This is a genomic window from Candidatus Villigracilis proximus, assembly GCF_016717045.1.
Classification (GTDB): Bacteria; Chloroflexota; Anaerolineae; order Anaerolineales; family Villigracilaceae; genus Villigracilis; species Villigracilis proximus.
The window spans coordinates 41,372-50,585 of the sequence record NZ_JADJUO010000028.1; the positions used below are offsets into that span (position 1 = coordinate 41,372).

At 49.3% G+C, this 9,214-nt stretch carries 12 protein-coding genes and 1 pseudogene; 10 read left to right on the forward strand and 3 right to left on the reverse strand.

Annotation, left to right across the window (positions count from 1 at the left end):
• Nucleotides 1-58 precede the first annotated feature (58 nt).
• From IPL71_RS22765 to ndk, 10 genes and pseudogenes are all read left to right on the forward strand, one after another.
• The gene (locus IPL71_RS22765; RefSeq protein ID WP_345325610.1) at nucleotides 59-949 is read left to right on the forward strand and encodes an alpha/beta fold hydrolase; all 891 of its coding nucleotides are present in this window, start codon (nucleotides 59-61) and stop codon (nucleotides 947-949) included.
• A complete protein-coding gene (locus IPL71_RS22770) occupies nucleotides 924-1,061 on the forward strand; it encodes a hypothetical protein (protein ID WP_514130846.1) in 138 nt (45 codons plus the stop codon). Before IPL71_RS22765 ends, IPL71_RS22770 begins: the two co-directional genes overlap by 26 nt.
• A 12-nt stretch (nucleotides 1,062-1,073) precedes the next feature.
• A pseudogene (locus IPL71_RS22775) lies at nucleotides 1,074-1,406 on the forward strand (peroxiredoxin family protein); the annotation flags it as partial.
• Between the two features lie 31 nt (nucleotides 1,407-1,437).
• Nucleotides 1,438-2,235 carry a type 1 glutamine amidotransferase family protein gene (locus IPL71_RS22780; RefSeq protein ID WP_345325612.1) on the forward strand — a complete coding sequence of 266 codons (798 nt, stop codon included), beginning with the start codon at nucleotides 1,438-1,440 and terminating at the stop codon, nucleotides 2,233-2,235.
• Nucleotides 2,236-2,493, forward strand: coding sequence for a CysS/YqeB C-terminal domain-containing protein (locus IPL71_RS26275; RefSeq protein WP_514130847.1), 258 nt, complete (start codon nucleotides 2,236-2,238; stop codon nucleotides 2,491-2,493).
• Between the two features lie 177 nt (nucleotides 2,494-2,670).
• Complete coding sequence (locus IPL71_RS22785; RefSeq protein WP_345325614.1) at nucleotides 2,671-3,927, forward strand: thymidine phosphorylase; 1,257 nt, start codon at nucleotides 2,671-2,673, stop codon at nucleotides 3,925-3,927.
• A gap of 103 nt (nucleotides 3,928-4,030) precedes the next feature.
• Nucleotides 4,031-5,380 carry a tetratricopeptide repeat protein gene (locus tag IPL71_RS22790; RefSeq protein ID WP_345325616.1) on the forward strand — a complete coding sequence of 450 codons (1,350 nt, stop codon included), beginning with the start codon at nucleotides 4,031-4,033 and terminating at the stop codon, nucleotides 5,378-5,380.
• Nucleotides 5,377-6,354 carry a hypothetical protein gene (locus IPL71_RS22795; RefSeq protein WP_345325618.1) on the forward strand — a complete coding sequence of 326 codons (978 nt, stop codon included), beginning with the start codon at nucleotides 5,377-5,379 and terminating at the stop codon, nucleotides 6,352-6,354. The genes IPL71_RS22790 and IPL71_RS22795 overlap by 4 nt, the downstream gene beginning before the upstream one ends.
• Nucleotides 6,279-7,403, forward strand: coding sequence for a tetratricopeptide repeat protein (locus tag IPL71_RS22800; protein ID WP_345325619.1), 1,125 nt, complete (start codon nucleotides 6,279-6,281; stop codon nucleotides 7,401-7,403). The genes IPL71_RS22795 and IPL71_RS22800 overlap by 76 nt, the downstream gene beginning before the upstream one ends.
• Before the next feature lie 56 nt (nucleotides 7,404-7,459).
• Nucleotides 7,460-7,912: a nucleoside-diphosphate kinase gene (gene ndk, locus IPL71_RS22805; protein WP_345325621.1), complete on the forward strand. Its 453-nt coding sequence runs from the start codon at nucleotides 7,460-7,462 to the stop codon at nucleotides 7,910-7,912.
• 111 nt (nucleotides 7,913-8,023) lie between these two features.
• On the opposite strand, the gene rsfS is transcribed toward ndk, so the two are convergent.
• From rsfS to IPL71_RS22820, 3 genes are all read right to left on the reverse strand, one after another.
• Nucleotides 8,024-8,368, reverse strand: coding sequence for a ribosome silencing factor (rsfS, locus tag IPL71_RS22810; protein WP_345325629.1), 345 nt, complete (start codon nucleotides 8,366-8,368; stop codon nucleotides 8,024-8,026).
• Nucleotides 8,369-8,376: 8 nt separating this feature from the next.
• Nucleotides 8,377-8,961, reverse strand: coding sequence for an RNA 2',3'-cyclic phosphodiesterase (gene thpR / locus IPL71_RS22815; protein WP_345325623.1), 585 nt, complete (start codon nucleotides 8,959-8,961; stop codon nucleotides 8,377-8,379).
• A gap of 9 nt (nucleotides 8,962-8,970) precedes the next feature.
• Nucleotides 8,971-9,214 (reverse strand): response regulator (locus IPL71_RS22820; RefSeq protein WP_345325625.1); only part of this gene is annotated, 244 nt, incomplete at its 5' end.

The window sequence follows — 9,214 nt, forward strand, 5'->3', positions numbered from 1 at the left end:
ATTTTTTTAATAGTTACAGTAGTACCCTTTCTTGTGCCTGCCCCAGAGTTGACGGGGATTGGTCACTGAAAAAGAATTTACCGAACCCGATAGCAAATTTATAGAAGTGAACGATGTGACGGTCCACTATAAGGAAGTTGGTTCAGGTGAAACAACTTTTATTTTGCTGCATGGTTTTGGCGCGAATGTGTATTCGTGGCGCGAAGTGGCCGATGACTTTGCACAATATGGTCGTGTAATTATGTATGACCGCCCCGCATTCGGTCTGACCGAACGCCCGATGCCCGAGGATTGGGTGGAGAATCCATATGGCATGAAAGCCAATGTTGAACTCTTGCGCGGGTTGATGGACACATTGGAAATTGAGAAGGCTGTCTTGGTTGGAAACTCGGCCGGCGGCGGGGTTTCCGTTGCCTTTGGTTTGGAGTATCCTGAAAGAGTAGAGTCTCTCATTTTGGTCGACCCCGGCGTGGGCGGAGGGAGAGGCCCGCAGTTTCCGGCGTGGGGATTGCCGCTCATGTGGACTCCGCAAATGCGGCATCTCGGTCCGCTGATGGTGCGTGATTATCAGGAGACACTTCCCAATACCATTCAGCGCGAATGGTTCGACCAAACAAAACTTACTGAAGAAATCAAACAGGAATATCTAAAGATATTTCAGATTGAAAACTGGGACCGCGCCTTTTATGAGTTGACCTTTGCGCCCGCGTACCCTGAGTTACGTCCGCTGTTGCCGCAGTTGACAGTGCCTGTCTTTATCGTGGCCGGGCAGGAAGATCGCCTGATCCGCGCCTGGTATTTTGAAGCGATCGCAACCGAAATTCCTGATGCGAAACTGGTCTCATCCCGCAATGTGGGCACGTGCCGCAGGAGGAATGTCCCGGCCTGTTTATGCAGGCTGTGGTACAGTACTTGGATAAACAATGAACACACCTTTGATCGCCCTTAGCTCACCCGCGCCTGATTTTGAACTCACTGATATTCATGGCAACCTCATCAGGCTTTCAAGTTTTCAAAATAAACAACCGGTCATCCTTGCTTTCCTGCGCGGCTTTCTCTGACCATACTGCCGCGCGCAGTTGGCGCGTATGCGGGATCATTATTCTGAATTTACTGAGCGCGGTGCGCAGATCATTGCCGTTGGCCCTGATAGTTTGAGCGTCTTTCAGGAATATTGGAAAAAGGAATCCATGCCCTATATCGGCCTGCCCGATCCTGACCGCAGTGTGTCGAAGATGTATCGTCAGCAGATCAACCTGTTTAAACTCGGCCGTATGCCCTTGAATTGTGTGATCGATATTCACGGACATATTCGTTACATCCACTACAGCGCGAACATGACCGATATTCCTGATAACGAAACATTCCTAAACGTAATAGACGAACTTAACAAAACATCAAACTGATAACTGATAATCCGCATTACTGGTGATAAACATGTCTCTTGGAAAAATTGCATTTCTTGGTTCAGGTGAAACTTCCCTCGCGGGCGGCCGCATCTTTGAATCTCTTGCCCGTAATATCTCTGACCCGTCGGTCAGTCAACGCCCCTTGCGTGTTGCTGTAATGGAAACAACCGCCGGCTTTGAACTGAATTCATTTCAGGTCGCAAGCCGTGTTGCTGAATTTCTCAAGACACGTTTGCAGAATTACAAACCCGTGATTGATATCATCCCTGCTCGTAAATTGGGAACTGAATTCAGCCCTGATAATCCCGAAATATTAAAACCTCTGTTATCCGCCAACATGATCTTCATGGGGCCGGGCAGTCCCACGTATGCGGCGCGTCAATTGCGCGGCACACTGGCCTGGGACATTATCCGCGCACGGCACAGACTGGGCGCTACGTTAATCTTTTCCTCTGCGGCTACGATCTCTGTCGGCGCATGGGCTTTGCCTGTTTACGAGGTATATAAAGCCGGTGAAGATATCCATACCAAATCAGGTCTTGATCTGTTTGCAGATTATGGCATGAGCCTGTCTTTTGTTCCGCATTGGAATAATGCCGAAGGCGGGATCGATCTGGATACAAGCCGCTGTTTTCTCGGTATTGAACGTTTTAATCAATGGCGAAAATTATTACCGGCAGAAAATATTCTGGTTGGCCTCGATGAACATTCCGGCATCATTGTGGATTTTGACAAGGCAATTTGCGAAGTGAGCGGAGTCAGCTCGGTTACCGTCCTCAAACAAACCGGTATGGAAATTTATCCCTCAGGCGCAAAATTCCATTAAGTGAGCTTGGCCAAACTTGCTCTCCCTTCATCTAGGATAAGGGGATTCAGTCCGCAGCCCGGGAATTATCACTCAAGTAGCAAACTCGACTCGAATGAAGAAACGCCTCCTGACGAAGCCCTGAGCCTGCTCGAGCAACGAAAAGATGCCCGTACCCGAAAAGACTTCGCCGAATCAGACCGTCTGCGCGACCAGATCGCCTCCCTTGGCTGGACCGTGCAAGACAGCAAAGAAGGGCAGAAGCTGGTCAAGAGATAGTGGGAAGTGAAGCGTGAGAAGTGAGAAGTAAAAAGTGAGAAGTAAAAAGTGAGAAGTAAAAAGTAAGGCCGTGAATGTAAAACATTTATGGCCTTTTTTATTCTGCATTCTCCACTCCTCATTCCCCGTCCTTTCCTTCACTTTGCGATAAAATAGAATCCACCAAGGAGATTTTATATGCGCGCGGTAGACATCATCATCAAAAAACGCGATAAGCAGGAATTAACATCGCAGGAGATCGAGTTTTTTATAAAAGGATTTACCAATGGAGAAATCCCTGATTATCAGGCTTCCTCTTTTGCAATGGCAGTTCTGTTAAATGGAATGACTCCCTTTGAAACAGCGGATTTAACCCTTGCGATGGCCCGTTCAGGGCAGGTGCTTGACCTTTCCAAAGTCGTGGATATTGCAGTCGATAAACATTCCTCCGGCGGTGTGGGCGATAAGACCAGCATCTCGGTCATGCCGATGGTCGCAGCCTGCGGATTGCCCGTTGGCAAAATGTCAGGCCGTGGACTTGGCTTCAGCGGCGGTACCCTCGACAAACTGGAATCCATCCCCGGGTATCGCGTAGACTTAACCACTGATGAATTCAAACAGCAATTAAAAGAAAAAGGCATCGTCCTTACAGGACAGTCCCTTGATCTCGCACCGGCAGATGGGAAAATGTACGCCTTGCGTGATGTAACCGGCACAGTACCATCCATGCCATTAATCGCATCCTCGATCATGTGCAAAAAAATTGCATCAGGCGCCAACGCCATCGTTCTGGATGTCAAAACAGGCCTCGGCGCATTCATGCAAACTTTGGAGGAAGCCCGCGAACTTGGTAATTTAATGGTGGATATTGGCCGTCTTGCTGGCCGCAAAACAGTGGCTTTACTTTCAGATATGAATCAACCTTTAGGTTCCGCAGTTGGGAATTCATTAGAAGTGATCGAAGCCATTGAACTTTTGCGCGGACGTGCCCCCAAAGATTATTACGAACACTGCCTGCATGTTACAGCGCATGTTCTTCTGCTTGGTCAGCGTGCAAAAGATTTGGAAGAAGGCCGTGCCATGGCTCAAAAATCAATTGATGACGGCAGTGCGTTGGAAACATTCCGCGTGCTGGTGCAGGCACAGGGCGGCGACGTCTCCTACGTGGATGATATGTCGAAGTACACGCGTGCAAAATATGTGGAAGTGTTGAATGCTCCTCGCAGCGGATTCATCTCACAGGTACATGCCAGAATCGTGGGGGAGGCGTCGGTTGTGCTTGGAGCGGGTCGTGCCAAAAAGAGCGATTCTGTCGATCACGCAGTTGGTTTCCTCATCCACAAAAAAGTTGGCGATAAAGTGCAGGCTGGCGAGCCATTATTTGAGATTCATGCCAATGATGAAGCAAAAATTGATCGAAGCGCGCAAGGCAGTACTCTCGGCGCACAGCTTTAGTGATGAATTTGTATCTCCACTCCCCCTGTTTTACGAGTAAAATAGCGTATAGTCTTGTAAGTTTTTTTAAGAATCCAGCATATTTCACCCCAGGAAAACGGTAATGGCAAAAGTTTCATTAAGAATTTATAACCGAGAAATCGAAGGCCTCATTGATCAGGGACGTATTGATGAGGCAATTGCGCATTGCCAGCATATCTTGAAAAGATTTTCCAAACATTTGGAAACGTATCGTTTGCTTGGCAAGGCATTTCTTGAATCAAAACGCTATAACGAAGCGGTGGATATATTCAGTCGTGTCTTGATGTCGGTGCCTGATGATTTTGTTTCGCATGTTGGCATGAGCATCATTCGCGATGAAGAAAACAAACTGGATGATGCCATCTGGCACATGGAACGCGCTTTTGAAGCACAGCCGTCCAATGCTGCAATTCAAGGCGAATTGCAAAGATTGTATGGCCGCCGCGATGGCATGGAGCCGCCCAAGATCCGCATGACACGCGGTGCGCTCGCTCACATGTATGTGCAGGGCGAGTTATATCCGCAGGCTATTGCAGAAATCCGCGCCGTGCTTCTTGAAGATGCGCAGCGTGCCGATATGCAGGTACTACTTGCGCGCGCCTATTTCCGCGGCGGACAGAAAGCCGATGCTTCGGATATGTGCGTGCAATTGTTAAAGCGATATACATATACTTTTGATGCAAACCGCGTAATGGTTGAACTTTTACCGTCTACTGCCGGCGCGGCAGAAAGCACCCAGGTCTATCGGATGCGTGTGGGTGAGTTGGATCCGTACGCCACATTTACCAAAGGTTCTGTGTTTCAATCGAATGACGTCGCTGATGCGGCTATTAATTTGGAGCGCCTTGAATACACCGGGGAAGAAGTGCCAATGGGCAATGAATGGGGTGCTTCACTTGGGCTGGGTGCCGCGGCGGCTGCCCCTGCATTTTCTGCGACTGCTTCATCTGATACACCCGATTGGTTAAAATCCGCCGGACTGGCTGATTCGCAGCCCGCTGCTTCTGTGGATGATGGTATTCCAGATTTTCTGCGCGCCGCTGGATGGGGTGAATCAGACGGCATTGAGCAGCCTACTTCAATTTTTGATGATGAACCCGCTGCTGGTGACTTGACTCCAGCCGACATGCCAGACTGGCTCAAAGGACAAGTGCCGACGGATATCCCGGCTCCTACGAAGCCTCAGCTTGCTTCTGAACAATCAATAGATACTCCCGATTGGTTAACCGGCCTTGGTGATGCGCAAAGCGGTGAAACAGAAGACGCTGCCAAAAATGTAAAACTGCATTCAAGCGATGTCCCCGATTGGTTAAGCGGACTTGGCGATGTCCCTGCTCCATCGAATGACACCCCCGATTGGCTAAGTGGACTTGACGATGCGCAGTCCTCCGAAGCCGAGCCTATTCAAGCTGGAAATCTCCTGATTGGTTGAGTGAACCGAAAGATGAACAATCATCTGCCCAGGAGAGCAACTCTCCTGATTGGTTGAATGACCTTGGCAGTTCTCAATCCATGACAAAAATTGAACCTGCTCAAGCCGCCGATCTCCCCGATTGGCTAAGCGGACTTGATGATGCGCAATCCATTGAATTGGAGCCTGCCGCACAACCCAGTGATATTCCAAATTGGTTAAATGATATGGACAAAAAAGATCAACCCGTATCCTCCATTGACAGTCTGGGCGCATCTGCTCAAGAGCAGGATGATGCCGTGGCGTGGCTTGAATCGCTTGCTGCCAAGCACGGAGCCAAACCTGAAGAACTGGTTACTGACCCGAGCAAACGGCACGAAACACCACCTGAATGGGTGTCACAGGCACAGAACTTAAATCAACAAGCGCCTGCCGCCACCGTTGAAAGTTTGGGCGCATCTGCTCAAGAGCAGGATGATGCTGTGGCCTGGCTTGAATCACTTGCTGCCAAACATGGAGCCAAACCTGAAGAACTGGTCACTGATCCGAGCAAGCGGCACGAAACACCACCTGAATGGGTATCACAGGCACAGAACTTAAATCAACAAACGCCTGCCGCCACCGTTGAAAGTTTGGGCGCATCTGCTCAAGAGCAGGATGATGCCGTGGCATGGCTTGAATCACTTGCTGCCAAACACGGAGCCAAACCCGAAGAACTGGTCACCGATCCGAACAAACGCAGTGACACTCCACCCGAATGGGTTTCACAAGCACAGACTCTAAATCAACAAGAACCCGAACCCCAGGCTGAAAAATCTGAATGGGTGGAAGGCGCTCAAAATATTGGCGAACAATTTTTGCTGAATTTGAGAATCCATCTGCTGGCGCTCCCGCCGAATCTGCAACCGATGAAACCGGAATGTGGCTGCGCGAACTGGGTGAACAGGAAACGCAGAAAGAAGATCTTCAACGAGGCGACATTCCTGATTGGTTGAGAGATTCAGCCGAGCCTAATAATGCAGATGGAAAATTTGAATTCGCAGAAGAATCCACTGCTCAAAAATCAGACCTGCCCAATTGGTTCGATGAAAAGGAAGAATCTACACCGCAAAATTCATTCGGGGATCAGGATATGTCTCAAAATGATCTCTCCAATTGGTTAAGCGGCCTGGACGATGAACCCGGGCTTCCGTTTGATGCCATGCCAACGCCCGATTCGATCTTAACTGCACCGAAATCTGAAACACCCGTTGCACAGAAAACTGATCTACCTGATTGGTTGCGCGACGTTGACCCTCAGAGTAACGAGTTTGAGGATGAGTGGAAGAAATCCATTAATGATGCAGAGCCGCATGCGCTCGCTTCTTTGCCGACCGAGGAGCCTGCTCCTGTTAGTCTGCCAGTTGATCTGCCCGAATGGCTGCAAGGCGTGGATGATGAAAACCCACTTAAACTGGATGATGACGATACGCCGCCCTGGATGCATCGTGAAGCTTATGAAGCAGGCGAGCAATTACAACCCACACCTACTTCCCCTTCAGACTGGCATCCGATAGAGCCGAAGCCTGAATCTGTTTCAAAAGTTCCCACACAAGAATCACAGCCAGTTGCAAAACAGGCCGAACAACCCGTTTCGGAAGTTGTGAAAAAACAGGAAGCCAAACCTTTCGTACCGCCTCCGCCTGAGCCTGTATCTGCTCAACCCGTAGTGACACCACCTGTGGCGAAAGTTGAAGCACCTGCCAAGAAGAAATCTGCTTTGCCGCGCCAGCGTCAACCGGAAGCGCAGAACGTGACTGTTGCGCTGAATCAGGCCAAAGGTGAATTGGACCGCGGTGATATTCCTGCTGCGTTGGAACATTACGGGAAGCTTATCAAAAAGGGTAAGCATCTCGAAGAAGCGATCCGCGATCTGACAGAGTCGATCTACCGCTATCCGGTGGAAGTGGGTATCTGGCAGACTCTGGGCGATGCTTATATGCGCGCCAATCGTTTGAAGGAAGCGCTTGAGGCCTATAACAAGGCTGAAGAGTTAATTCGTTAATTCATAGGTCAGACAGATCGTTTGTCCTATATAATTTTTATTCTGGAGGAATTTCTGTGGAAAGAACGCTCGTGCTCGTAAAACCTGATGGTGTACAACGTGGACTCATCGGTGAAGTAATTGCCCGTTTTGAACGTCGTGGACTTCGTTTGGTGGCTGCAAAATTTATTCATGTCAGCACTTCTCTGGCTGAGACACATTATGCTGAACATAAGGGCAAGCCGTTTTATGAAGGCTTGATCCAATACATTACTTCTGCGCCTGTGATGGCGATGGTCTGGGAAGGTCCCAATGCAGTTGCGGCTGTGCGTCAGACCGTTGGTTCCACCAAGCCCGTTGAATCTGCTCCCGGCACCATTCGTCATGACTATGCTCTGGAAGTGGGCCGCAACCTGATCCACGCTTCAGACAAACCTGAAACCGGCGAACGTGAAGTTGCTCTCTGGTTCAAGACAGAAGAACTCGTTGAATGGAAGCGTGCTGTAGATCAATGGGTGTTTGAAAAGTAGTGTAAGTGTGTAGATAGGTACACAAGTAAATAGGTGCGTATATAAAAAATCCCGTGCATATCGCACGGGATTTTTACGTGTTTACATGTCCACTTGCATACTTTTCACTGCCTATTGCAATCTCAACAATACTTTTCCGTCTTCCCATAGTTCTTCGAGATTGTAAAAATCACGCTGATCGGGGGAGAAGAGGTGTAGAACCACATCGCCATAATCAACAATAACCCAGCCGTCACGGGAGAGTCCCTGCTGTTTTCCTTTTTTTTCGTGTTTGGAGCGGATGTCTTCGATGGTGGCTTTGGCGAGTGCATCTAACATGCGGTCACTGGTGCCGGTGCAGATGATGAAGTAGTCGGTAAAAGAGACAATATCTTTCAGGTCGATCAGGACGATATCTTCGCCTTTTTTGTCTTCAAGGGAGTTTACGATTTCACGTGCGAGTTCTAGTGCGTTCAGGTTTCACCTCATGATTTGGATAATGGTGCGGAAAATAATTTTGTGTATATAGATCCGCCGGATTGTAAGTCGCTTTTGAAAAGATGCACAGAGTCTACTCTGGCTATGGCAATATTGCCAAGTTGAATTGTGTCCAACGCCGCGCGGACTTTTGACAATTCTGCGGGTGTAATGTTTTGGCGGGCGCGGCCAATGGTGAGATGCGGGGAGAAGGCGCGTTCTTCTTTTTCATAACCCAAACGGGATGCGCCAGTTTCAATGCTTTTATGCAGAGATGTTAAAACTGCCGGGGCGTGGAGTCCGACCCATAGGATGCGTGGCATGCGTGAGCTTGGGAAAGATCCGAGTCCGCCGATCTGCATGTCAAATTGCGGGTGGGTGGATGCTTCACGGGTGAGCATCTGCTTTAGAAAATCCAGATGAGAGGCGGCGATTCCTCCGATAAATTTCAAGGTCAGATGCATGTTTTGCGGGGGAACCCAGCGGATGATGTCGTCTCCCACTGTTTGCCGCAGACGTGTAGTTTGTCTTTCGATCGTTTCGAGGATTATTTGGGAAAGTTCGATGGCGATGAAGGCGCGCAGCAGACTCATGCGATGTGCTTATGCCTTTTCGAGAACTTGTTCCACGGCGTGTTTGAGATCGAGGAATCCAACCGGCTTGGTCAGATACATGGAGGCGCCTGCTTCCAGCCCATTTTTGATATCGCCCGGCATACTTTTGGCTGAGACGACGATCACGGGAATGGAGGCGAGGTCGGGTTCGCGGCGCATATAACGCAAAACTTCAAGGCCGGAGATATCGGGCATCATGATATCCAAAATGATGACATCCGGTTTTTCCTGT

Excerpts from the sequence above, each read along its gene's own strand:
- IPL71_RS22770 (WP_514130846.1), top strand. The coding sequence starts at position 924 with ATGAACACACCTTTGATCGCCCTTAGCTCACCCGCGCCTGATTTTGAA.
- IPL71_RS22780 (WP_345325612.1), top strand. The coding sequence starts at position 1,438 with ATGTCTCTTGGAAAAATTGCATTTCTTGGTTCAGGTGAAACTTCCCTC.
- IPL71_RS22785 (WP_345325614.1), top strand. The coding sequence starts at position 2,671 with ATGCGCGCGGTAGACATCATCATCAAAAAACGCGATAAGCAGGAATTA.
- IPL71_RS22790 (WP_345325616.1), top strand. The coding sequence starts at position 4,031 with ATGGCAAAAGTTTCATTAAGAATTTATAACCGAGAAATCGAAGGCCTC.
- IPL71_RS22800 (WP_345325619.1), top strand. The coding sequence starts at position 6,279 with ATGTGGCTGCGCGAACTGGGTGAACAGGAAACGCAGAAAGAAGATCTT.
- thpR (WP_345325623.1), bottom strand. The coding sequence starts at position 8,961 with ATGAGTCTGCTGCGCGCCTTCATCGCCATCGAACTTTCCCAAATAATC.